20 protein-coding genes are annotated in these 23,159 nt (G+C 60.8%); 1 reads left to right on the forward strand and 19 read right to left on the reverse strand.

From position 1 onward, the window contains the following. Positions 1–111 precede the first annotated feature (111 nt). From ACZ6YA_RS14770 to ACZ6YA_RS14860, 19 genes are all read right to left on the reverse strand, one after another. On the reverse strand, positions 112–1,410 hold the full coding sequence (locus tag ACZ6YA_RS14770; RefSeq protein WP_465897865.1) for a flagellar hook-length control protein FliK: 1,299 nt from the start codon (positions 1,408–1,410) through the stop codon (positions 112–114). 72 nt (positions 1,411–1,482) lie between these two features. Continuing rightward, complete coding sequence (locus ACZ6YA_RS14775) at positions 1,483–1,830, reverse strand: Hpt domain-containing protein (RefSeq protein ID WP_400795119.1); 348 nt, start codon at positions 1,828–1,830, stop codon at positions 1,483–1,485. A 48-nt stretch (positions 1,831–1,878) separates the two neighbouring features. Next, positions 1,879–3,570 carry an ATP-binding SpoIIE family protein phosphatase gene (locus tag ACZ6YA_RS14780; protein ID WP_465897867.1) on the reverse strand — a complete coding sequence of 564 codons (1,692 nt, stop codon included), beginning with the start codon at positions 3,568–3,570 and terminating at the stop codon, positions 1,879–1,881. 8 nt (positions 3,571–3,578) lie between these two features. After that, a complete protein-coding gene (locus tag ACZ6YA_RS14785; RefSeq protein WP_465897868.1) occupies positions 3,579–3,884 on the reverse strand; it encodes an STAS domain-containing protein in 306 nt (101 codons plus the stop codon). A 70-nt stretch (positions 3,885–3,954) separates the two neighbouring features. Continuing rightward, positions 3,955–4,407, reverse strand: a complete 453-nt coding sequence (fliJ, locus tag ACZ6YA_RS14790) for a flagellar export protein FliJ (protein WP_400795125.1) — start codon at positions 4,405–4,407, stop codon at positions 3,955–3,957. 6 nt (positions 4,408–4,413) lie between these two features. Next, positions 4,414–5,772 (reverse strand): flagellar protein export ATPase FliI, encoded by a 1,359-nt coding sequence (gene fliI, locus ACZ6YA_RS14795; RefSeq protein ID WP_465897869.1) that lies wholly within the window; start codon positions 5,770–5,772, stop codon positions 4,414–4,416. Next, a complete protein-coding gene (fliH, locus tag ACZ6YA_RS14800) occupies positions 5,762–6,532 on the reverse strand; it encodes a flagellar assembly protein FliH (protein ID WP_465897870.1) in 771 nt (256 codons plus the stop codon). The genes fliI and fliH overlap by 11 nt, the downstream gene beginning before the upstream one ends. A gap of 134 nt (positions 6,533–6,666) precedes the next feature. Next, positions 6,667–7,686, reverse strand: coding sequence for a flagellar motor switch protein FliG (gene fliG, locus ACZ6YA_RS14805; RefSeq protein ID WP_401071782.1), 1,020 nt, complete (start codon positions 7,684–7,686; stop codon positions 6,667–6,669). After that, positions 7,679–9,457 carry a flagellar basal-body MS-ring/collar protein FliF gene (gene fliF / locus ACZ6YA_RS14810; RefSeq protein WP_465897871.1) on the reverse strand — a complete coding sequence of 593 codons (1,779 nt, stop codon included), beginning with the start codon at positions 9,455–9,457 and terminating at the stop codon, positions 7,679–7,681. Before fliF ends, fliG begins: the two co-directional genes overlap by 8 nt. Before the next feature lie 15 nt (positions 9,458–9,472). Next, complete coding sequence (gene fliE / locus ACZ6YA_RS14815; RefSeq protein WP_465897872.1) at positions 9,473–9,805, reverse strand: flagellar hook-basal body complex protein FliE; 333 nt, start codon at positions 9,803–9,805, stop codon at positions 9,473–9,475. Between the two features lie 106 nt (positions 9,806–9,911). Continuing rightward, the gene (locus ACZ6YA_RS14820) at positions 9,912–11,273 is read right to left on the reverse strand and encodes a sigma-54-dependent transcriptional regulator (protein ID WP_465897873.1); all 1,362 of its coding nucleotides are present in this window, start codon (positions 11,271–11,273) and stop codon (positions 9,912–9,914) included. After that, positions 11,273–12,490: a sensor histidine kinase gene (locus ACZ6YA_RS14825; RefSeq protein ID WP_465897875.1), complete on the reverse strand. Its 1,218-nt coding sequence runs from the start codon at positions 12,488–12,490 to the stop codon at positions 11,273–11,275. The genes ACZ6YA_RS14820 and ACZ6YA_RS14825 overlap by 1 nt, the downstream gene beginning before the upstream one ends. Positions 12,491–12,923: 433 nt before the next feature. Continuing rightward, positions 12,924–14,399, reverse strand: a complete 1,476-nt coding sequence (gene fleQ / locus ACZ6YA_RS14830; protein ID WP_465897877.1) for a transcriptional regulator FleQ — start codon at positions 14,397–14,399, stop codon at positions 12,924–12,926. Positions 14,400–14,564: 165 nt separating this feature from the next. Continuing rightward, a complete protein-coding gene (gene fliT, locus ACZ6YA_RS14835) occupies positions 14,565–14,861 on the reverse strand; it encodes a flagellar protein FliT (RefSeq protein WP_465897878.1) in 297 nt (98 codons plus the stop codon). 14 nt (positions 14,862–14,875) lie between these two features. After that, complete coding sequence (gene fliS / locus ACZ6YA_RS14840; RefSeq protein WP_465897880.1) at positions 14,876–15,271, reverse strand: flagellar export chaperone FliS; 396 nt, start codon at positions 15,269–15,271, stop codon at positions 14,876–14,878. A 132-nt stretch (positions 15,272–15,403) separates the two neighbouring features. Beyond that, positions 15,404–16,801 (reverse strand): flagellar filament capping protein FliD, encoded by a 1,398-nt coding sequence (fliD, locus tag ACZ6YA_RS14845; protein WP_465898042.1) that lies wholly within the window; start codon positions 16,799–16,801, stop codon positions 15,404–15,406. A 79-nt stretch (positions 16,802–16,880) separates the two neighbouring features. Next, positions 16,881–17,240 carry a flagellar protein FlaG gene (locus ACZ6YA_RS14850; protein WP_465897881.1) on the reverse strand — a complete coding sequence of 120 codons (360 nt, stop codon included), beginning with the start codon at positions 17,238–17,240 and terminating at the stop codon, positions 16,881–16,883. A 71-nt stretch (positions 17,241–17,311) separates the two neighbouring features. Continuing rightward, entirely contained in the window at positions 17,312–18,154 is an 843-nt protein-coding gene (locus ACZ6YA_RS14855; RefSeq protein ID WP_465897883.1) for a flagellin domain-containing protein, read from the reverse strand. 250 nt (positions 18,155–18,404) lie between these two features. After that, complete coding sequence (locus ACZ6YA_RS14860; protein WP_465897884.1) at positions 18,405–19,340, reverse strand: ketoacyl-ACP synthase III; 936 nt, start codon at positions 19,338–19,340, stop codon at positions 18,405–18,407. 351 nt (positions 19,341–19,691) lie between these two features. Here ACZ6YA_RS14860 and ACZ6YA_RS14865 point away from each other — a divergent pair, with 351 nt between their 5' ends. Beyond that, positions 19,692–23,129 (forward strand): glycosyltransferase family 2 protein, encoded by a 3,438-nt coding sequence (locus ACZ6YA_RS14865; protein WP_465897885.1) that lies wholly within the window; start codon positions 19,692–19,694, stop codon positions 23,127–23,129. Positions 23,130–23,159: the final 30 nt, after the last annotated feature.

Genomic DNA, 23,159 nt, shown 5'->3' on the forward strand with positions numbered 1-23,159 from the left:
AGGCGAAAACCGCGTCCAAGCCTCAAATGTGTAAACCATGTCCCCGGTTTACTATGTAAACGATGTCTCCGGTCGTACACCCGCGAAGAGGCCGGATCAGGCAATAAAGAATCAGGCGTAAAAATCAACCGCACTGTCGCCAATTACCACCTGTTGCTCATCAGGCCGGGCAGCATCGGCAACCTCCCCCTGCCCCCCCCCACCGCCACTCTGCGCCCGCCGCGCTGCCACCCCGGACAACTGCGAGCCCTCCTGCTGAGCCTGCTGCTGTTGCTGCCCACGCGACTGGTCCGCCACGTTGACATCCGGCTGTGCCAGCCCCTGCTGGGCAAACAGTTCACGCAGGCGATGCATCTGGCTGTCCAGCGCATCACGCACACCCGCGTGACCGCTGATGAACGTCACCTGGGTGGCTTGGTCCGCCGCCACATTGACGCGAATGTCCAGGCGCCCAAGTTCAGCCGGCTCCAGCTGGATATCCGCCGACTTGAGGTTTTGGCTGGACAGGTACATGACCCGATTGACCAGGCCTTCGGTCCAGGCGCTCTGGTTCATCGGCAGGGGCTGGTGCAGTGGGCTACTGCTCACGGGCACGGCATTGGCGGTCTTCGCCGTAGCAGCCTGGGTCAGGCTGGCCAGGCGGTTGGCGAAGTCATCGATACGCGTATCGCTACTTGCCTGCTTGGTGTCTTTCAGGCCGTCTTCAAGCAATGCGCCAAATGCCTTGTCGCCGGTCTCGGATTGCCCGGCCTCGGCATCGACCTGTTCCATCAAGGTCGCCAACGGATTGACGGCCGGTTGACCATCGTCGGGCTGGGGTTGGGCAGCATGGGTAGAGGTGGTGCCTTTGGCCTGGGCGCTTTGCTCCAGCGCCAAGCGCAAGGTCGGCAAATTGGCCAGCGGGTCGGCGTCGGGATCGAAGGCCTCGACTGCCGGATCCTCCGGCAATGGCTCGGAGATGTTCGTTGGCGGCTGCTGGACAGCAGCCTGCAGCACCGGCGCCACCGCTTCGGCCTGGGCTTGCAGCAGTTGCGCCCCCGGCTGCGCATCGGTCACCTGACCGGCTACCAGGCTGGCATCCAACGAACTCGAATCACTGCTCGCCGCATCGCTATTGGCTTGTACCTGATCGTCGGCTGGCAACTTGTTGCCGTCATCGGCAACCGCCGGTTTCTCGGCAGTGTCTTTTTTGCCGCCCTGGGCGTGCTCCGGCTTGTCCTTGGGCTTGGCCTGGGCGACTTTGTCATCGCGTACCGGCACCTTGTCACGGGCCTGGCTGGTCATGACCTGATCGAAGCCGCCGCCCTGCACGCCCGCCCCTTGCGACGGTTTATCCGCCATCGAGACACCCGCGCGCGACGGCTTGCTCAGGGTGTTGGCTTGCAACAAAGGATTGGGTGCGACAGGCATTGATGGGTCTCCGCGCCAGAAACAAAGGTATCGTCTGGACACAGACAGGCAAAAGTCGCGCCAATTGGCAGATCAGCCTGCGGAAACCCGCTCGCGTTCACCCCGGTAGAAACGCTGCACCTCCAGATACTCCTGGTCGATGCGGTTGACCAGGTCTTCGATGCCATACAGCGGCCGCTCCTTGACCCGCTCCTCCAGCTGATGGCACAGCTGGGCAAGGCCGACAGCCCCCATGTTGCTGCTGCTGCCCTTGAAGCTGTGCGCAGCCATGCCCAGCTCGTCGGCATTACGGGCGCCGTGCAACTGGCTCAAGCGCCGCTCGGAGTCTTCCAGAAAGGTCTCCAGCAGCTGCAAATAGCCATCTTCCATGACCTCCTGCAGGTCACTGAGCACTTTGTGGTCAATATGCTTGTCAGTCACTTGCTCACTCCTTGATCAAGCCAGATTATGCCTCAGCCGCCAAACAGCTCACCAATCGAACTGTACCCAAGCGCAACGGCCGCCTTCTCGCCACCCGGCGTCACTGCCGAGGCGCCTTACCAGATGCAGGCCGCGACCACTCAAACCCTGCTCGCTGGCCGGTCTCGCCAGCACACGCTGCACGTCGAATCCCGCACCACTGTCGCGGACCTCGATCATCAGACGCCCACCTGCGGCCAGCGGTTCCACGTTCAAATCGATACGCACAAAACCTTCGACCAAAGCAGCCAGACGCCGGGCGCGCTCCTGATAATAGTCGGCAAACCCGTGCACATCACGCTTGAGCCGCGAATCCAGGCCCAGCACGCCATGTTCCAGGGCGTTTGAATACAACTCGCTGAGTACGCTGTGCAGGGCGCCGGTACGTGGACGCAGGCCATGAATTTCCTGCAACAACTGCACCAGGTACGGCACCGGATTGAAGCGCTTGAGGCTTTCGCTGCGCAGCTCGAACCCTAGCGACCAGTCCAGCGGGCTGGAGCGCCCACTGTCAGAGTAGATGGTCGGCGCGGGCACTCGCTCCTGGGCGGTAAACATGCGGATGTCGCACAGGCTGATATCATCCCGGGGGCTGCCGCCAAAACGCTCCAATGCCAGCATCACTTCGTCGAACAACTGCACCGGATCGCGATTGGCAGCCAGCACAGCACGCAGACGCTCGACGCCGAACAAGCATTCCTGCTCGTCCGCCGTGTCTACCACGCCATCGGACAGCAGCAACAACCGCTCGCCCGCCGCCATTGGCAGTACCTCGGTACTGTCGTCGAAGCGTTCCGCCGCGAGAATGCCCAATGGCAGATGACGCGAAGGCAGGCTCGACAGCACTTCGCCGCCCGCCGAAAGCCGGTAACCGTCCGGCATGCCGCCATTCCATATCTCCACCGTACCGCGCTGCACACTCAGGCTGAGCAGTTGCGCGCAGCAGAACATGTCCACCGGCAGGATGCGTTTGAGCTTGGCATTCATCTCGCGCAACATTTGCGCCAGGCCATGGCCCTTGGCCGTCATGCCATAGAACACTTCCGCCAGAGGCATGGCGCCGACTGCGGCGGGCAGCCCATGGCCCGTGAAATCTCCGAGCAGTACATGCATGTCGCCTGACGGGGTGAAGGCTGCCAGCAGCAGGTCACCGTTGAACAGGGCGTAGGGCGATTGCAGGTAACGAATATTGGGCGCCGTGATGCAGCCGGAATGGGCAACCTTGTCAAACACCGCCTTGGCCACCCGCTGCTCGTTCAGCAAGTGGTGATGGTGCCGGGTGATCAGGTCACGCTGCGCCAGCACGGTCGCCTGCAGCCGCCGCAGACGGTCCATGGCTCGGATCTTGGCGCCGAGTATCACCGCGCTGTACGGCTTGGCCATGAAATCGTCGCCACCGGCCTCCAGGCAACGCACCAAAGCATCCTCCTCGTTGAGCGACGTGAGAAAGATGATCGGTACCAGCGCTTCGCCAGCCAGCACCTTGATCTGCCGCGCCGCCTCGAAACCGTCCATCACCGGCATCAAGGCATCGAGCAGTACCAGTTGCGGACGCTTTTCGGCGAACAGCGCCACCGCCTGCTCGCCGTTTTCCGCCGTGTACACGTGATGCCCCTGGCGCCGGACGATTTGCGCCAGCAACAGGCGATCCGTGGCCCCATCTTCGGCCACCAGTACGGTCAGCGGCTGATCAGCCGGCATCTGGGCGCTCAACTGATATCGAACAGTTTTTCGAAATTGGAGATCGCCAGGATCTTGCGCACGTCGGAGCTGGCATGCACCACACGCACGTCCGATTCGTCGCCGCCGGCGTGATCGCGCAACAACAGCAACATGCCCAACGCCGAACTGTCCAGGTAAGTGGTGTCTTTCAGGTCGACGACCACCGAGTCGGGCTTTGCCATCTGACGTTCGTAGGCATCGCGAAACTCCTGATGCTTGCCGAAATCGAAGCGCCCCTTGATCTTGATCGTGAGCTTTTTCCCGTCCTGCGAAAAATCAGTCTCGACTGCCATGCTAGCGATTCCTTCGATGATGGCGAATGCAACTCTTCAAGGTTTAGCAGGCGGTGGGAGCCGCTGCAAGCTAGAGATGCCCCTGCCGGGGCAAGCGCTGCGACAGCTCGTCGAGCAAGCGCTGTTCGCGCTTGTCTTCCGCCCGCCGCGCCTCGTCCATGTAGCGCTGCACCAGCTTGCGCAGCCCCTCCACGCGGGCATAGGCCTGCTGCCAGGTGCCACGGGCATTGTTCAGGTTGTTCTGGTGCCAGGTCAGGCTCTGGCGCTGCTGGGTCATGGCCGTTTCCAGCTGCCCCAGAAAGCGCTGGTAATTGACCAGCCAGCTGCCGTTGACGCCCTGGCCACCGCGGTTAATCCACTGCGCCTGGTACCCCTCGCGAAAGGATTCAAGCTCCGCCAGCTTGGCCTGGGCCTGTGCCACCAGCTGCTGGAAATGCCCAAGCCGCTGCGCTGCCTTGCGCTCAGCCTCTTCGGCCATGTTCACCACGGGCGCCAGGCGCGCGGCACGGCTGGGTAAGCTCATGGCTTATCAGCCGTTGGCCGGCGGCATGAACACTGCCCCCAGCTGCTGACGGCTCTGACCCATGCCAACATTTTCGTCCAGCCCCTGGCGCAGGAAGTCCACCAGTTTAGGCTGCAGGGCAATGGCCAGGTCGGTTTCCGGGTCACCACCGGCCACGTATGCGCCGACGCTGATCAGATCGCGGCTCTGCGACAAGCGCGACCACAGCTGTTTGAACTTCTGCGCCTGACGCAGGTGGTCGGCATCCACAACCTGCGGCATGACCCGGCTGATCGAGGCCTCGATGTCGATGGCCGGGTAATGGCCTTCTTCAGCCAGGCGCCGAGACAATACGAAGTGGCCGTCGAGCACGCCGCGCGCCGAGTCGGCGATTGGGTCCTGCTGGTCGTCGCCCTCGGACAGTACCGTATAGAACGCGGTGATCGAGCCGCCACCCGCTTCGCCATTGCCGGCACGCTCGACCAGCTTGGGCAGCTTGGCGAACACCGACGGCGGGTAGCCACGGGTGGCAGGCGGTTCACCGATGGCCAGGGCGATTTCCCGCTGGGCCTGGGCGAAACGGGTCAGCGAGTCCATCAGCAGCAGGACGTTCTTGCCCTTGTCGCGGAAATATTCAGCGATGCGCGTGCAATACATGGCCGCGCGCAACCGCATCAACGGGGCATCGTCAGCCGGCGATGCAACTACCACCGAGCGTTTGAGGCCCTCCTCACCGAGAATGTGCTCGATGAACTCCTTTACCTCGCGGCCCCGCTCGCCGATCAGGCCGACCACGATGATCTCGGCCTCGGTGAAGCGGGTCATCATGCCCAGCAGCACCGACTTACCCACACCGGTACCGGCGAACAGGCCCAGGCGCTGGCCACGGCCTACCGTGAGCAGGCCGTTGATGCTGCGGATGCCCACGTCCAGTGGTTGGCTGATCGGATCACGGTTGAGCGGGTTGATGATTGGACCGTCCATCGGCACCCAGTCCTCGGCCTTCATCCCGCCCTTGCCGTCCAGGGCACGGCCGGCGCCGTCCAGCACCCGGCCGAGCATGCTCATGCCCATCGGCAGGCGGCCGCTGTCGTCCAGCGGCACCACCCGCGCGCCCGGCGCGATGCCGGCGATGCTGCCGACCGGCATGAGGAATACCTTGCTGCCGGCAAAGCCCATGACTTCGGCCTCGACCTGCACCGGGTGGTAGGTGTCGTCATTGATCACCAGGCAGCGCGCGCCCACGGCGGCGCGCAGGCCTTCGGCCTCCAGAGTGAGGCCAACCATACGCAGCAGGCGGCCTTCGACCACCGGCTGCACCGGCAGCTCGATGGCCTCGGCGTAGCCGCCCAGGCGCTTGCCAAAACTGGTCCGTTCAAGGCGCATCGGTGGCGCCCAGTTCGATCGACATATCCGGCGCTGCCGGGTGCAGGCCCTGGTCGTGCAGCTGGTCGAACAGCTGGGCCACGGCCTTTTCGATACGGGTTTCCATGGTCGCGTCAATGCGACTGTGCGCGGTCTCAATGCGGCAACCGCCCGGCAACAGAGCGTCATCTTCGAGCAACTTCCAGCTTTCCTCATGACGTTCGCGCAAGGCCTTGGCCAGCTCGAAATCCTGCGGATTGAGATGAATGCGGATGTTGTCCGCGCCCATCGGCAGCAGCTTCAAGGCTTCACGCAGCACCTGGGTGATCTGGCTGGAATCGCTGCGCAGCTCGCGGCCAATGACCTGGCGGGCCATGTGCGCGACTAGGTGCACGACGGTTTTCTCGATCTGCGCGTCCTGCTCGGCGATCGGCTCGAGCAGGTGCGCCATCACTTGCTCCAGGCCGGCCAGCTTGGCGTTGAGCGCTTCCTCGGCCTCCTGGCGCACCTTCAGCTGGGTGCTATGGAAGCCCTCGCGCTCTCCGGTGGCGAAGCCTTCGTTGTAGGCTTCCTGACGGATCGCTTCGAGCTCTTCGAGGGTCAGCGGCTGGACTTCCTCCAGCGGCACTTCCTCGACTTCTTCCTCGATGACCTCGGGCTCAGGCTCCGGCTCCGGCTCCGGCTCCGGTTCCGGGTCGAAGCTGGGCAATGCCCAGACATCGACGCCTTCCAGGTCACGGGCACGAATCAGGTCGCTGGGGTGGTGTTCTTTGCTGGACATGTTTTCAGTACTCGACAACGACCGATACAGTCTCTGTGGGAGCGGGCTTGCCCCGCGAACACCGGCGAAGCCGGTGCCATACCCTGCTTCGCGGGGCAAGCCCGCTCCCACAGAGATGAATGCTGCCTACGGAGTTAGATCATTTCCTCGGCACCCTTGCCACCGAGCACGATCTCGCCGGCCTCGGCCATGCGTCGGGCGATGGTGAGGATTTCCTTCTGCGCCGTTTCCACGTCGCTCACGCGCACCGGGCCTTTGGCTTCCAGATCGTCACGCAGCAGCTCGGACGCACGCTTGGACATGTTCTTGAAGATCTTGTCCTTGACCCGCTCGTCGGCGCCCTTGAGCGACACCACCAGCACATCGGAGGACACTTCGCGCAGCAACGCCTGGATACCGCGGTCGTCGACATCGGCCAGGTTGTTGAAAACGAACATCAGGTCTTCGATCTGCTCCGACAGGTCGTTGTCGATCTCGCGGATCGAGTCCATCAGCGCACCTTCCACGGAGCTGTCGAGGAAGTTCATGATGTCGGCGGCACGCTTGATGCCACCCAGGGTAGTGCGCGCGGCATTGGAGTTGCCCGAGAACTGCTTCTCGAGGATTTGGTTCAGTTCCTTCAGCGCCGCCGGCTGCACGGTGTTGAGCGAAGACACGCGCAGGATGATGTCCAGGCGTACCTTGTGGTCGAAATTGCTCAGCACTTCACCAGCCTGGTCGGGGTCGAGGTAGGCAACCACGATGGCCTGGATCTGCGGGTGCTCGAAGCGGATGACGTCGGCCACGGCACGCGGCTCCATCCACTTGAGGCTGTCCAGGCCGCTGGTGTTGCCACCGAGCAGGATGCGGTCGATCAGGCCGTTGGCCTTGTCCTCGCCGAGGGCCTGGTTGAGCATCTTGCGGATATAGCCGTCGGAGCCCACGCCCAGGCTGGTCTGGTCGCCGACGATCTCGACGAACTCGCTCATCACCTGCTGCACCTGCTCGCGGTGCACGGTGCCCATCTGCGCCATGGCCACGCCGACCCGCTGCACTTCTTTCGGGCCCATGTGGCGCAGCACCTGGGCAGCATCGGTCTCACCCAGCGAGAGCAGGAGGATCGCCGCCTTGTCGGTGCGGCTCAGCTTGGCGGTAACGGCTCGGTTGTCACTCATCGGCGTTGATCCACTCTTTCACGACCTGGGCCACACGGCCTGGATCTTCGGCCACCAGGCCTTTGATTGCGTTGAGCTGTGCCTCGTAACCCTCGCTTGGGCTTGGCAACAGAATGCTTGTCGGGCCACCCAGACTGACGCGGTCATTGGCCAGTTCGCCATCCAGACCGATCATCCCGCCCAGCTCCATGTCGCTGTCCGTCGCAGCAGCTTGCTTGCCGCCGCCAGTGATGTTGTTGAGTACCGGGCGCAGCACGCCGAACACCAGCACCAGGATGAACACCACGCCCAGCACTTGCTTGACGATGTCCCAGAACCACGGCTGCTGATAGAACGCGATGTCGGCGATCTCTTCGCCACGGTCGGCGGCGAACGGTACGTTGATCACCGTCACGCTGTCGCCACGGCTGGCATCGAAGCCCACCGCGTCCTGCACCAGGCGGGTAAAACGCGCCAGGTCTTCGGCAGCCCAGGGTGCGCGGGTGGCCTCGCCGCTGGCGTCGAGCTTGACCTGGTCATCGACCACGACCGCCACCGACAGGCGGCTCAGACGACCCTGCTGTTGGCGGGTGTGGCTGATCGAACGGTCCAGCTCGAAGTTCTTGGTGGTTTGCACACGCTTGTCAGCCGGGTACGGTGCCAGCATCGGCTGACCGGTGGCCGGGTCCATGATCTGCTGGCCGTTGGCATCCACCAGCGGCTGCCCGGGTTGAATGGCACCAGCAGCCGGCGCGGCGGTGGTGGCATTTTCCGGCGCCGAAGCGCCGGCCGGTGGCTGGTTGCTCAGCGCACCGGGCACGCCTTGCGGGCCCGAGCTGCTGGAACGTTGCTCATTGACCGCCTGCTCGCTGCGCAGCGCCCCCTGGTCCGGGTTGAACTGCTCGGACGTGGATTCGGTCGCGCTGAAGTCGAGGTCGGCGGAAACTTCTGCCTTGTAACGGTCGTTGCCTAGCACCGGCTGCAGAATGTTGTGCACGCGCTGGGTGAGCATGCTCTCCATGCGGCGGCTGTAGTCGAACTGCTTGCCGGCCATGGTCAGCGCGGTGTCCTGCAACTGCTCGGAGAGCAGGTTGCCTTTCTGGTCGACCACGGTGACTTGCGATTTGTCCAACTCAGGGACGCTGGTAGCGACCAGGTTGACGATGGCCATCACCTGCCCGGCTTCCAGGGCGCGGCCTGGGTACAGCTCGACCAGTACGGAAGCACTTGGCTTGCGCTCGTCACGCACGAACACCGAGCTTTTCGGGATTGCCAGGTGCACGCGCGCAGCCTTGACGTTGTTCAGGCTCGAGACGGTACGGGCCAGTTCGCCTTCGAGGCTGCGGCGATAACGGGTGGCTTCCATGAACTGGCTTGTGCCCAGGCCTTGCTCCTTGTCGAGCAGCTCGAAGCCGACGTTGCCGTCACTCGGCGCCACGCCCGCGGCCGCCAGCTTCAGGCGCGCCCGAGAGAGGTCGTCGGCCTTGACCAGCAGAGCACCGGAGTTGGGCTCGACATTGTAGGGAATGTCCGCAGCGGCCAGGGTATCCATGACCTGCTTGGTGTCCATGCCAGCCAGGCTGCCATACAGCGGACGGTAGTCCGGCTGCTGCGACCACAGCACCACGGCGAAGCCGATCGCCACGCTCGCGGCCAACCCGACCAGCAGGCCGACCTGACGCAGCATGGGCATCTGCGAGATGTTTTCCAGAAACGCCATGCCGAACAGCGGCGGCTTGGACGCTGGCGGGCCACTCTTGGCGGGTGCGTTATCGACGACTGCTTCAGCCATGACTTACTTCCGTCCTCAAACCGGCATCTGCATGATGTCCTGGTACGCCTGGACCAGCTTGTTGCGTACCTGGGTCAGCGCTTGCATGGACACACTGGCTTTCTGCGAGGCAATCATCACGTCGGTCAGGTCGACACCGCTCTTGCCGATCTCGAAGGCATTGGCGAGCTGGGTCGACGCCTGCTGGGTTTCGTGCACCTTGCCGATGGCCTGGCCGAGCATGTCGGCAAAGCTGCTTTGGCCTGGGGCCAGCTCAGGCGCAGCAGCGGCTTTGGGCAACGACATGGCATCGGCCTGCATGGCCCGCATGTCCAGCATCAGACGGTTGAATTCAACACCTTGGCTCATGAACTTCTCTCTCCGGCGGCCGCATTTTTTTGACACTCATGCGGCGGATAGCCCAGAACTAGCAACAAGAGTGCCAGCCCGCTCCGTGCACCATTAATTTGCTGGATCAGCCGTACAGGCTGGCTTCCACATCGAGCCCGGCATCGCGCATCTGCGCCAGCTTGTAGCGCAGGGTGCGGGGGCTGATGCCCAGACGTTCGGCTGCCTCTTTGCGTCGACCGCGCTCGGCGCGCAGGGTGTCGATGATCATCTGGAACTCGTGGCGGCGCAGGTCGTCGCCCAGGCCACTGGAATCGCCAGCCTGCTCGACGACAACTGGCACTACTGCCGACAAGGGAATGACGCCCGCCAGACAAAAATCCGCCGCTTCGATCACACCGCCCTGCTGCAGGATCAGCGCCCGCTGCAGGGCGTTGTCCAGTTCACGCACGTTACCCGGCCAGGCATAGGCCTGCAGGCAGGCCTGCGCAGCGGCGGAAAGGCGCACCGGCGCATGCTTCATTTTCGCCACGTGCCGCGCGAGAAGGCGCTCGGCCAACGGCAGGATATCGCCACTGCGCTCACGCAGCGGTTGCCAGGCGAGCGGGAACACCGAGAGTCGGTAGAACAGGTCCTCACGGAACCGCCCCGCCGCTACCTCACCCGCCATGTCGCGGTTGCTGGTGGCCACGACGCGGATATCCAGTGCAATCGGCTTGCGCCCGCCCACCCGCTCCACTTCGCGTTCCTGCAATACGCGCAACAGCTTGGCCTGCAGGCCAAGCGGCATTTCGGAAATCTCGTCAAGCAACAAGGTGCCACCCTCGGCCTGCTCGAACTTGCCAGCCTGCGCAGCGATGGCACCCGTGAAGGCGCCCTTCTCATGGCCGAAGAGGGTGGCTTCGAGCATGTTGTCCGGAATGGCCGCGCAATTGATCGCGACGAAGGGCTGCGCTGCCCGTGGCGACTGCTGATGGATGTAGCGCGCGAGGACTTCCTTGCCGGTACCCGACTCACCCGAAATAAGCACGGTCGAATCGCTGCGCGCGACACGCGACGCCAGCTCCAACAGTCGTCGGCTGGCCAGTTCGCAGGCCACCGGGCCTTCACTATCGGCCCCACCCAGACGCCCGGCAGCATGGCGCTCGACCAGGCTCAGCAGCGCATTGGGCTCGAATGGCTTGACCAGGTAATCCACAGCGCCCTGGCGCATGGCTTCTACGGCGCGCTCCACCGCAGCGTGGGCAGTCATCAGCAGCACCGGCAATTGCGGATGGTGGCGGCGCAACTGCGCCAGCAGTTGGTGCCCGTCCATTCCCGGCATGTTCACATCGCTGACCACCAGGCTGTACGCTTCGCTTTCCACGGCGTCCAATGCCTCTTCGGCACTGCCCACGGCACGATAATCGAAGCCACCGATTTCCAGGGTATCGCCCAGCGCCTGGCGCAACACGCGATCATCTTCGACCAGCAGCACCTTGATGACCATTACACGACCTCCACAGGCTGCCCGCCAATCAACGGTAACTCAACCGTGACACAGGTGCCGCGCCCCACCTTCGAACGCAGCTGCATTGCGCCCTGATGCGCGCGCACTACGGCCTTGACCACCGCCAGGCCGAGACCAGTGCCGGTGGCCTTGGTGGTCAGGAACGGCTCACCCAGACGCCCTATCAGATCTCCATCGATACCGCTGCCAGCATCGCTGACGCACAGCCGCAGAGCGTGCCCGCGACGGAACAGGTGCACCTTGAGCCGCGCCGCGCCATCGCTTGCCTGCAGCGCGTTCTCGATCAGATTGAGCAAGGCGCCGACCAGGGTGTCGCGATTGCACAGCAATTCACCCAGGTGGCTGTCGCACTGCCAGCGCACGGCATGCCCCTGCACGTGCGGCTGGGCTGCTTGCTGCAAGGCCTGGAACAGCCCCTTGGGCGTCAGCCGATCACCCAGCGGCAACTCACCGCGGGCAAACACCAGCATATCGCGCACCTGGTGCTCCAACTCGTGCAGACGCTCCTTGAGGCTGCCGGCGAAGCGCTGGCGGGTCTCTGGCGCCAGTTCGCGCTCGGCATCGGCCAGGTGACTGGCGTACAGCATGGCTGCCGACAGCGGCGTGCGGATCTGGTGGGCCAGCGAGGCGACCATGCGCCCCAGCGACGACAGACGCTCGTGCCGCGCCAGCTGGTCTTGCAGGCGACGGGTTTCAGTCAGGTCGTTCAGCAACACCAACTGGCCGGGCTCGGCGTCCAGCGAGCGGGTGGCAATCGACAGACGCCGGCCATCGCGCAGCGAAACCTCGTGGCCATCGTCCTTGCGCGGGGCGAAACTGCGGGCGATCACTTCGCGCCACAACTGGCCGAGCAACGGTTCACCGAGCAGTTCGCAGGCCGCCGGATTGGCCTCGCGCACCCGGCCCTGGTCATCGATCACGATGACTCCGCCAGGCAGCAGGTCGAGCAGGTTTTGCAGGCGATTGGCCAAGCGCTCCTTCTCGTTCAGCTCGGCCATGCGCTGGGCGCCGACCACCGCCAGCTCGCCCTTGAGCTCGCTGACACGGGCTTCGAGCAGGCTGTAGGACTGGTTGAGCTGAGTGGACACCTGGTTGAACAGGGCGAATGCCTGCTCCAGCCCCTGTCGACTCTCCTGTTCGACCGGGGTGCGCCCCTGCGGATCAGGGACTCGGGAAAAGTGGGCGGCCTGGGGCATCGTGCTCTCTCGTGTGGCTGACCGTCATAAAAACGGTGTGATGAGAGCGGTGTAGCAATAGCCGTGCCGGGGATGGGGGTTTATTGGGGGAGTGTTGCGGCGGGTGCGTGACTTGGGATTTGCAGTGATGCACAAATCGAGCGCCGCCCGCGCGGCGCTTCGCGGGGCAAGCCCGCTCCCACAAGTCTACCTTTGGCCAGTTATGTGTGGCATCGCCACTACCAGCCTGGTGCTTGACTTGGCATTGAGTAGACTCGAATAGCGCCTGACTCAATATCGAGCCGGGCAAACAAGGCGGACAGTGGAGATACCACAGAAATAACTGGCCAGAGGTAGACAGTGGGAGCGGGCTTGCCCCGCGAAGCGCCGCGCGGGCGGCGCTCGATCTCAAGGGCGCCAGAGCATTCGCGACTAGCCCCACCTAAACCCCACCTCAATCTTCCGCCTGGTCCTCGCCACCCTGCCGGCTCATGCCGTACTTGCGCATCTTCTCCACCAGCGTCGTACGACGAATACGCAAACGTTCAGCGGCACGCGCCACAATACCGTTGGCATCGTCCAGCGCCTGCTGGATCAACCCCTGCTCCAGGCTGCCCAGATAGTCCTTCAGGTCCAACCCTTCAGGCGGCAACATGGCATGGCTGGAGAAATTCGGCGCATGGCCGTTGATCGCTACGCGCTCTTCGAGGTCGCTGCGCAGGCTGTCGACCAGCTGCTCGTCCTCGTCGTCGATGTAGCGGAATTTCTTCGGCAGCTCCGACACGCCGATCACACCATACGGGTGCATGATCGCCATACGCTCGACCAGGTTGGCCAGCTCGCGCACGTTGCCCGGCCAACCATGCCGGCACAGCGACATGATCGCAGCGGAGTTGAAGCGGATAGAACCGCGCTTTTCGTGCTCCATGCGCGAAATCAACTCGTTCATCAGCAGCGGGATGTCTTCCACGCGCTCTCGCAACGGCGCCATCTCGATCGGGAACACGTTCAGGCGGTAGTACAAGTCTTCGCGGAAGGTACCGTCCTCGATCATGCTTTCGAGGTTCTTGTGCGTCGCGGCAATGATGCGCACGTCGATGCTCTGGGTCTTGTTGCTGCCGACCCGCTCGAAGGTACGCTCCTGCAACACGCGCAGCAGCTTGACCTGCATCGGCAGCGGCATGTCGCCGATCTCGTCGAGGAACAGCGTACCGCCGTTGGCCAGTTCGAAGCGCCCGGCACGGCTGGTGATGGCACCCGTAAAGGCGCCCTTCTCATGGCCGAACAGTTCGCTTTCGAGCAACTCGGCCGGGATCGCCCCGCAGTTGACCGGTACGAACGGCGCTTCGCGGCGCTTGGAGTGATAGTGAAGGTTGCGCGCCACCACTTCCTTGCCGGTGCCGGACTCACCGAGGATCAGCACGCTGGCGTCGGTATCGGCCACCTGCTGCATCATCTGCCGCACATGCTGGATGGCACGACTGGTGCCGACCAGGCTGCGGAACAGGTTAGGCTCGCGCTGGCGACCGCGCTCACGGGCCTGGTCGTACATCTCGCGATAGACCTGGGCACGGTGCAGCGAGTCGAGCAGTTGGCTGTAGCTCGGCGGCATCTCGAGATTGGACAGCACGCGACGGCGCAGCTCTTCCGGGAAGTCCGCAGAAGAAATTTCGCCAATCAGCAACACCGGAAGGAACTCATCCCACCCGGCCACTGTCTTAAGCAACCCCAGCACATTGCCTGGAGCATTCACGGTTCCAATCAGCACGCAGAGGACTTCACGGCTCGAAGACAACGACTCCACCACCTGCTGCCAGTCCTGGCTCGAGCAGGGCAGGTTTTCTTCGCCGAGAAAGTTCAGAACCACCGCCAGATCGCGGCGGCGGGTGCTGTCGTCATCGATCAGGAGAATCTTGGTTTCACGCCACATGCAATAGCAACTTCCCTAGTCATATCGGCGCCCGAAGGCATGCTCGACATCATTCTGACTGAATGGTCAGTGTTCGGACGTCTGAAATTCGAATACAGCCACTAGTAAAGTCAAAAAAAAGCACACAGTCAAATTAATGGCGCACGACTTTTAGGACATCTGTGGTCAACTGAACAGATGGTATACCTTGGCAGCGTTTTTCGCCTGACGGATTTGCGTCATTTCATCGACTATGGATTGACGTTCGCCACTTGCAACCTCGATTAGTTGGCGGTAGACGCTCAGCAGCTGCTCGAGACTCTCGCGCACTTCTGCTTCATTTTCACGTGCCTCGACCAGCACATCCTCTACGCATAGGCGACACTCGAGGTCGAGCTCGCTCACCGCATCCCAATTTCGCCCTGCCAATGCCACAAGCAGCGCTTCACGGGTGTGCTCAATGCGCTCGATGACCTCGCTCATGTCATTCTCCTTGATCAGCCTTCTGGCTGCTGGTCGGCGATCGCATCCCAGCCCTCTTTAACCGTGATCAACAACCTCGCCACTTCGTCGATGATCGCCGGGTCGCTCTTGGCATTTGCCTCGATCAGCCGGCGACTCATGTAGGTGTACAGGTTATCGAGCTCGGAAAGGCTGTCCGCGTGCTTTTCGAGATCCAAACCTTCGCGCAGACCGCCGATGATGTCGATCGCCTTGCCGATCAGAATGCCCTTTTGTGGGATATCGTTGCGCGCAATGGCGCCCTTAGCCTGAGCCAAGCGATCGAGACCGCCCTGCAGGAGCATTTGCACCAGGCGGTGCGGACTGGCTTCGGACGTTTGGGCAACACCATTGACTTTCTGGTACTGCCGAAGGGCCAACATCGGGTTCATGGATCTACCTCGTTGCCGCGAAAAAGGTTGCTTGTATCCTGTGTATCGCCGGTACGTCAAAAAACTTTAGGCCGAAAACAAAAAGCCCGGCGCGCTGATGGACGCTGCCGGGCTTTTGTCACTCACATTCGATCAGGAGTTTTTAGCCTGGGCATTGATTGCCTCGAAGATCGAAGTGATCTGGTCAGCCTGGGCTTTCATCTTGCCCAGCGCCGTGTCGAGCGCCACGTATTTCTTGGTCAGCGACTCGGTCAGCGACTCGGTACGTCGATCAAGGGCAGCCTGCTGATCACTCAAGTTCTTGGCGACCTTGTCCAGACTGGCCTTGCGTGTTGCCAAGCTACCGTCGACAGCATTGTAGGGGTCGATGGCCTTGTTCATTCGCTCGAAGATGCCATCGGTCCCGGTAAAGAGGTTTTGCACCTCACCACCCAGTTTCTTGTCATTCAATGCAGCCGTGAACTTGGTGCTATTGAATTCCAGGGTGCCATCTTTCTGAGTGTTGATGCCCAGTTGACTCAAGGTAGTCAGCTGATCGCCCGCCCCCACCTCCGAAAGCACACCACGAATATCGCGCAATAATGAACGGGTGGTCGGGTCGTTGGTCAGCGAACCCAGTACCGTATTGCCATCGTCATCGGTACTGGTACTGGTCAACGAGGTGATAGCTTTCTGCAACGTGTTGTAAGCATCTACGAAGCCTTGTACCGAGGCCTTCAAACCATCGTTGTTGGCAGCCACAGTCACTTTGGTTGCCACGCCAGCGGCGCTGGCGCCTGTCAGTTCAAGCTTGATACCACTGATCGCATCGCTGATGGTATTTGAGGCGCTCTTCACCTCAAGACCGTCGATCATGACCACAGCATCCTTGGCGACGGCGGTGATATAACCGGCGCCGTTATCGGCCATGGATTGGGTACCGTCGATCTTCAGCTCGTCGATACCACTTACCGAGATATCCGATTTTGCACCTGTGGTTGTAGAACCCAGCACCAAGCGCGCACCGTCGGCACCGGTGATGATGTTCGCGGAAAGACCGTTGGCACCTAGCTCCTTGTTGATCTGGTCACGCACACTCTGAAGAGTGGCATCAGGCCCCACCTTGATGGTGTAATCCTTACCGCCCTGATTTATAACCAGGTCCCCTTCAGGAATGATGGCATCGGGACCACTGAAGGCCTGGCTGGCGACCTTGGAACTAGTGGCCAGATTCTTGACTTCGACGTTATAGGTGCCCGCCACTGCGGTGTTACTGGCAGTAGCCTTGACGACAGTATCGCTGGCGGAAGTCGCCGCGAAGGCATTGAACGACGGCGCAGTCTTGTCGTTCAGCTTGGTCATGGCTGCAGTGAAAGCCGTGAGCGCGCTGCGAAGCGCACCAACCCCGGAAATGTACGCAGTATTGTTACTGGTCTGCCGAGTGATCTGCGCCTGTTTGGCGGCAGTGTCGGAATTGACCAGGGCGGTTACGATCTCGGTGATATTAAGACCGGAACCCAGGCCTGTACTGGAAGTAATCGGGCTTGCCATGCTGTAGTCCCTCTCGTCAACGCGTCCACCCCACTCCTGCAGGGTCGACATGCTTCACTTCATTGGTGCTCGCCGCCATTCAGACCTTGGCGTCGAACAGAACACTATTGACATCACTCAGGCTGTGAGCGATGCGCAGCGCCTCTTCCGAGGGCAACTGCCGAATCAGCTCACCGCTATCGCTGGCGATGACTTTGACAACGATTTTGCCGGACTCTTCGTCCGTGGAGAATTCCAGGTTGCGTTGGGACGCCTTCAGGAATTTCTCGATTTCCGAGACAGCACTCTTGACCTTGGCGGCGTCTTGTACCGCATGGGAGTCTTTCTGCTCATCGACGGCCTTGCTTGCTTGCGTCGACCGATTTACCGACTTGTCGGTAACTTGCTCGGTCGGACGTGCGACCGGATAAGACAGGTTCAGCTTGGCACTCATGTCCATGCCCACCACCTCGCAATGAAAAGGCGGGGAAGCGCCTCATTGTGCACTCCCCCGCCGACGACCATCAACGATTACTGAAGCAGCTTCAGAACGGCGGATGGCAGCTGGTTGGCCTGGGCCAGAACAGCGGTCGAAGCTTGCTGCAGCGTCTGCTGCTTGGTCATTTGAGCAGTTTCAGCGGCGAAGTCGGTGTCTTGTACACGGCCACGGGCGGCTTCGGCGTTTTCGTTGATGTTCTGCAGGTTGTTGATAGTGCTGGTCAGACGGTTCTGGGCGGCACCGAGGTCAGCACGGGTGCTGTTGATGGTCTGCAGAGCGGAGTCGATTGCGTTTACGGCGGCGCTGAATGCGGCACTGATAGCAGTGTCATCACCAGAGATGGCGATCGTGCCACTGTCTACGGACAGGGTGGCAGCGGTCAGGTCAGCCAGGGTGATGGTGATCTGGTTCTCAGAGCCGGTGTTCGAGCCAACCTGGAAGCTCATGGTAACGCCGCTGTTCAGCAGGTTTTTACCGTTCAGCTGGGTGCTATTGGCAATACGGGTCAGCTCGTCCGACATCGAAGCGAACTCTTTGTTCAGAGCGGCACGGTCTTCGGTGCTGTTCGACGAGTTGTTGGCCTGTACTGCCAGTTCACGCATACGCTGCAGGATGTTGGTCTGCTCTTGCATCGCGCCTTCAGCGGTCTGGGCGATGGAGATACCGTCGTTGGCGTTTTTGATCGCCATGGTCTGGCCACGGATCTGCGAGGTCATGCGGGTAGCGATCTGCAGGCCTGCAGCGTCGTCTTTGGCGCTGTTGATTTTCAGGCCGGAGGACAGACGGGTCATCGAGGTGCTCAGCGCATCGGAAGCACGGTTCAGGTTTTTCTGAACGCCCAGAGAGGTGGTGTTGGTGTTAACAGTCAAAGCCATGACGATTTCCTCGTAAGTTGGGTACTACGGCTTCCGGCCTTGGCAATTCGCCGGGTGTGGCACAGAGAACCTTCGTAATAGTTATCGTCGTCAGGGCGAGTTGCTTTAGGGAATTTTCAAACTTTTTTGCTGGCACCCTGCCAGCCCAAAGAAATCAAGGAGTTGACGCCAGATTACAGGCGTCACTACCGCGCATCTTGGAAATAAAAACGCCGCCATCGGGCGGCGGCGTCAAATACGCGATGAACGGTCATTCACGCCGCTCGATGATTGCCGAACCCCACGACAACCCCACACCAAAGCCACTCAGGGCAACACGCTTGTGCTGCGATCCGAGCACGTGCTTCTCCAGCAGCAGCGGGATGCTCGACGACACGGTGTTGCCAGTCTCGACCATGTCCTTGACGAACTTCTGCTTGTGCTCGCCCTCAATGAAGCGGGCCGAGACGGCATCGACGATTGCCGCACTGCCCTGATGAAGGCAGTACAGGTCGATGTCGCTTGCCTGCAACGCGCTCGCCTCAAGCAACTGCTGCAGATGCGCAGGGACTTTGACCAAGGCGAAATTGTAGACCTGACGGCCATTCATGAAAAACTTGCCGTCTGTCGTACGCAAATGCTCTGCACCACCACCATCACTGCCGAACAGCGATTTGCCCAACTGCCATGAGGCATTCTCACCCATCCAGGTAGCAGTAGCAGCATCACCGAACAGCATGGTGGTATTGCGATCTTCCGGGTCGACGATCTTTGAATACGGATCAGCCGTAATCAGTAGGCCGCTCTTCAACCCCGCGGCCTCCATGAAACCTTTCATCGCATACAGGCCGTACACATAGCCGGAGCAACCCAGCGAGATATCGAAAGCGGCGATAGCGGTCGACAGGCCCAGCTTGTGCTGCACGATCGCAGCGGTGTGCGGCAGGCCTTCGGCATCACCATTCTGGGTAACGACGATCACGGCGTCGATGCAGGCCGGGTCCAGCGATGAATTGGCAGCGAATAGGTTTTTGGCAGCCTCGACGCAAAGGTCGGAGGTTTCCTGAGCAGAATCCATCCGTGGCAAAAAAGTCGAACCGATCTTGCCGAAGATAAAATCCTGGTCTTTGCCGAATTTCGCGCCCTGGGCGTAGTTGTCCAGGCCCTCGGTAGGCACGTAACTCGCAATGCTTTTGATGCCAATCATTGTGGCTTCCCAGTAAATATGGCGGAATTTCAGGGTTGCGGGGACCGCGACAACCGGTCGCCTGCCACGCCATGGCAGCACCCTATAGGTTCAATAGATTAAAGATGCACGTTTCGACTGCCAAGTCACGGTTGCAGGCACAATCGCAAAAATGCAGCCGGGGCACCAGCAAGATCGCGTAAAAGCCCATCCACTCGTGGCATTTTTTTTGCTTTGACCGGGCTTTGCGCCAATACATTGTGGCTCACTACCCTGAGTCACCATTACAGCGATTAGGCTGGCAGGCGCCATCAAGGAAGCCTCACTCATGAGAGTTGCGAACATCATTATCGGCTCGCTCAGGGAATTCCCATGACCGAATCGAACACGGTCAACCTGCCTTGCGACGATTCGACAACCCGAAGCGTTCGCCCCAAGCCCGTATTTTCCGTTGTCATAACCACCTACAACAGACCAGACCTGCTCGGCGACGCACTGGCAAGCTTGTCCAACCAGGCATTTAGTGACTTCGAAGCGATCCTGGTGAACGACAAAGGCTCCCCGGTTGAGTCCCTGCTGGTCGGGCTGCCCTTCCCTATTACCTATGTTCGTCAGGCGCACAACCGGGGGCCCGCCGCTGCTCGAAATACGGCGCATCGCCTGGCCCAGGGCGATTACATCGTTTATCTCGACGACGACGACCTGTTCAAACCCGACCATCTTGAAACGCTCGCCCAGGCCATCGAGCACTACCCCACCCAAGTGATCTACAGCGATGCCATCTTCATCATCGAGGACCTGGTTGATGGGGAACGAATCGAGCGGCACCGGGAACAGCGCTATACACATGGCGCGTTTTGCAGAGAACGACTCCTGATCAACAATTACATCCCGGTCAATACCTTTGCCTTCCCTCGCCGGCTGCTGGAGTTATTCAACGGCTTCGACGAGGATTTGGAGGGCTTGGAAGATTGGGATTTTTTGATGAATCTGTCCAACCACGCCCACTTTCGCCACATTGCACGAGAAACTGTCGAGGTTCGCATGCGCAGCCCCAAGCCGGTTGCCGTTCGCCGCTCGGAAGTCGCAATGCGTCATTACCCCGCCCTGCATAGACTGCTTTACGCACGCCACCCGGCCCCTGCCAGCGAGACTGTCAGCAAAGGCAGAGCGGCCTTGCTTCGTCACCTGGACACACGGTTCAGCCAAGGCCATCATTTGAACAATTGGCTTGAGCGCCGCGCATTGACGCCCGTTCAGAATGAATTGGTCAGGTCCCGCTTGGCCTCCCGCGAGGCCACACCCAGGTTCGTGTTTGCGGTAATCGACCTGCACGCCGACCTGACCAGATTGACAGCCACCCTGGATTCATTGGAGCTTGCAAGAGCGCAGTACCCTCAACTGCAGCCGATGGTACTGTCCGTGTCGGGCGAGGCAATTGAACACTTTGCCGAAATCGCCGTGCATGTCACGCACGGCAACTGGATAGAGACCCTCAACCAATTGATCGTCCAGACCGACTTCGATTGGCTGGGCCTGATCCACGCCGGGGATGAACTCATCGCTGGCGGGCTGTTGCTCAGCAGCCTGGAGCTGCTGGAAGCGCCGGATTGCCGCGCTTTGTATTTCGACCTGATGTATCGCCAGGCAGATGGCGGACTGGGTTTGGCGCTTAGACCTGACTTTAACCTGGATTATCTGCTCAGCTTGCCTTCGGTCATGGGGCGTAAGTGGTTTTTTCAGCGAGACACGTTAATTGAAAGTGGCGGCTTCCATGCTTCTTTCAGTCAGAATCCTGAATTTGAACTGATAGTGCGATTGATATCCGCTGCAGGCATGCACGGACTCGGGCACATTGCAGAGGTGGTGCTAAAGACGGACCTGCCGCCGATTCAAGCATTGGCGGAGGAAAAGCAGGCGATCCTCGAGCACTTGTCAATTCGCGGATACGAAAACGCTAAGGCGCAATTCGAGCAAACCGGCCATTACCGCATCAACTACGGCCATACCGCGCAGCCGCTGGTATCCATCCTCATTCTGGCCGGTAGTAGGCTCAACCCCTTACAGCGATGCGTGGAAAGCCTGCTGGAGAAGACTCAATACAGTCACTATGAACTGCTGCTGATCCGAGACAAGCCAGCGGCGAGCGACGTCACTGGCTGGCTGCAAGCGCTAGAAGGGCTGGGGGAAGCCCGCCTGCGCGTGATCAATTCCCCTGCGCTCACCTCGGCCGCTGCTCTGGATGATGCCCTTGGGTACTCCAACGGCGAGTACGTATTGATGCTTTCGCCAGACACCGTGATTATCGAGGGCGGTTGGCTGGGTGAACTGCTTAACCATGCGCAACGCCCGGAAGTTGGCGCGGTGGGGGCGAAACTGGTATCGCCTGAAGGGACCGTCGTCCATGCCGGCATGATTCTGGGCCTGGAGGGTATCGCAAGCCCTGCGTTCGCAGGTGAGCCAGTTGATTCTGCTGGATACCTTCAACGCCTGCAGGTCGATCAGAACTACAGCGCAGTCAGTAAAGACTGCCTGATGATTTCCCGCGAAACGCTCAACTCCGTAGAGGGCATCAATAAAAGCCCATCGACGCACTACTTCGATGTCGATCTTTGCTTGAGGCTCAGGGAAGCAGGATTCTTGAACGTATGGGCCGCCAACGCGTTGCTTTTATCAACTGCAACCCGTCAGCCAGCGCCTGCCGATGATGACACTGCCATGTACCAGCAATGGCTACCCGAACTTGCTCGCGACCCCGCTTACAACCCAAACCTTGCACTCTCCCACGTAGGGGGCTTTAGCCTGACCGACAACGCCCTCTCCTGGCGCCCTTTGTCATCATGGAAGCCACTCCCCACGGTACTCGCTCACCCCACCGGCCCTGCTGCCGATCGCCACTACCGCGTGACCAAGCCATTGCAGGCGATGACCGCAAGCGGGCTCATTGAAAGCGTCTCTTCGCAGACATTTTTGCAACTCAGTGAGCTGGAGCGCCTGCGGCCGGACAGTATCATCGTGCAAGGTGGACATGACGATAATCCGCTGCAAAGACTGCAACAGATCAAAAAGTTCTCGGGTGCATTCAAGGTGCTGGACCTTGGAGAATGCTCGGCTTCCTGGCTGTCTGAGCCCGCACTCAAAGCCAACGTGGTTAATGCGCTGACTTTCGCTGATCGCATACTTGTACCCGACGAAACAATGGCAGAGGCGATCAACAACACCTCAAGTGAGGTCATGATTGTATCGAGCCGCTTGCCCGGCCTCGAATGGGGCGCACTGAACAGCGTTCGCGATGCAGGGCACCGGCCACGAATAGGGTATGCGGCCAATCCTCAGTCAAGAACAGATTTGCAGCTGATCACGGAGGTGATCAGGGATCTTGCACAGGATGTGGAGTGGATCATCATTGGCCCCTGCCCCTCTGATTTGCGCCGTTATGCCCACGAGGTTCATGATGAAATTCATCTTGAGCAGTTCGCGCTCAAGCTCGCCCAATTGAACTTGGACCTGGCGCTGGTGCCCTCCAACGAAAGCCTGGTCAACCCCTGCAGAAACCAATTGCAGACACTTCAATATGGCGCCTGCGGGTATCCAGTAATTCGCAGCAAGCTGGTCACTGCTCGCGATAACCTGCCCACTGCCTCAGCCATCAACACCAGCGCAGCCTGGATCAGCGCGATTCGGATGCATTTGAGCGAAAAAGATGCTTCAGCGCAGCTAGGGCAGTATTTGCAAGGCATCGTTCGAAGTGAGTGGCTGCTGCAGGGGCCAGTATTGGAAACGTGGAAAAAGGCCTGGCTACTCAGGTGACAACCTCCCGCCCCCGGCATTCTTTTGGGA

This window comes from Pseudomonas sp. NPDC090752 (genome assembly GCF_055584805.1).

Coding starts and splice junctions, on each gene's coding strand:
- ACZ6YA_RS14770 (WP_465897865.1), bottom strand. CDS start 1,410: ATGCCTGTCGCACCCAATCCTTTGTTGCAAGCCAACACCCTGAGCAAG.
- ACZ6YA_RS14780 (WP_465897867.1), bottom strand. CDS start 3,570: ATGCCGGCTGATCAGCCGCTGACCGTACTGGTGGCCGAAGATGGGGCC.
- ACZ6YA_RS14785 (WP_465897868.1), bottom strand. CDS start 3,884: ATGGCAGTCGAGACTGATTTTTCGCAGGACGGGAAAAAGCTCACGATC.
- fliJ (WP_400795125.1), bottom strand. CDS start 4,407: ATGAGCTTACCCAGCCGTGCCGCGCGCCTGGCGCCCGTGGTGAACATG.
- fliI (WP_465897869.1), bottom strand. CDS start 5,772: ATGCGCCTTGAACGGACCAGTTTTGGCAAGCGCCTGGGCGGCTACGCC.
- fliH (WP_465897870.1), bottom strand. CDS start 6,532: ATGTCCAGCAAAGAACACCACCCCAGCGACCTGATTCGTGCCCGTGAC.
- fliG (WP_401071782.1), bottom strand. CDS start 7,686: ATGAGTGACAACCGAGCCGTTACCGCCAAGCTGAGCCGCACCGACAAG.
- fliF (WP_465897871.1), bottom strand. CDS start 9,457: ATGGCTGAAGCAGTCGTCGATAACGCACCCGCCAAGAGTGGCCCGCCA.
- fliE (WP_465897872.1), bottom strand. CDS start 9,805: ATGAGCCAAGGTGTTGAATTCAACCGTCTGATGCTGGACATGCGGGCC.
- ACZ6YA_RS14820 (WP_465897873.1), bottom strand. CDS start 11,273: ATGGTCATCAAGGTGCTGCTGGTCGAAGATGATCGCGTGTTGCGCCAG.
- ACZ6YA_RS14825 (WP_465897875.1), bottom strand. CDS start 12,490: ATGCCCCAGGCCGCCCACTTTTCCCGAGTCCCTGATCCGCAGGGGCGC.
- fleQ (WP_465897877.1), bottom strand. CDS start 14,399: ATGTGGCGTGAAACCAAGATTCTCCTGATCGATGACGACAGCACCCGC.
- fliT (WP_465897878.1), bottom strand. CDS start 14,861: ATGAGCGAGGTCATCGAGCGCATTGAGCACACCCGTGAAGCGCTGCTT.
- fliS (WP_465897880.1), bottom strand. CDS start 15,271: ATGAACCCGATGTTGGCCCTTCGGCAGTACCAGAAAGTCAATGGTGTT.
- fliD (WP_465898042.1), bottom strand. CDS start 16,801: ATGGCAAGCCCGATTACTTCCAGTACAGGCCTGGGTTCCGGTCTTAAT.
- ACZ6YA_RS14850 (WP_465897881.1), bottom strand. CDS start 17,240: ATGGACATGAGTGCCAAGCTGAACCTGTCTTATCCGGTCGCACGTCCG.
- ACZ6YA_RS14855 (WP_465897883.1), bottom strand. CDS start 18,154: ATGGCTTTGACTGTTAACACCAACACCACCTCTCTGGGCGTTCAGAAA.
- ACZ6YA_RS14860 (WP_465897884.1), bottom strand. CDS start 19,340: ATGATTGGCATCAAAAGCATTGCGAGTTACGTGCCTACCGAGGGCCTG.
- ACZ6YA_RS14865 (WP_465897885.1), top strand. CDS start 19,692: ATGACCGAATCGAACACGGTCAACCTGCCTTGCGACGATTCGACAACC.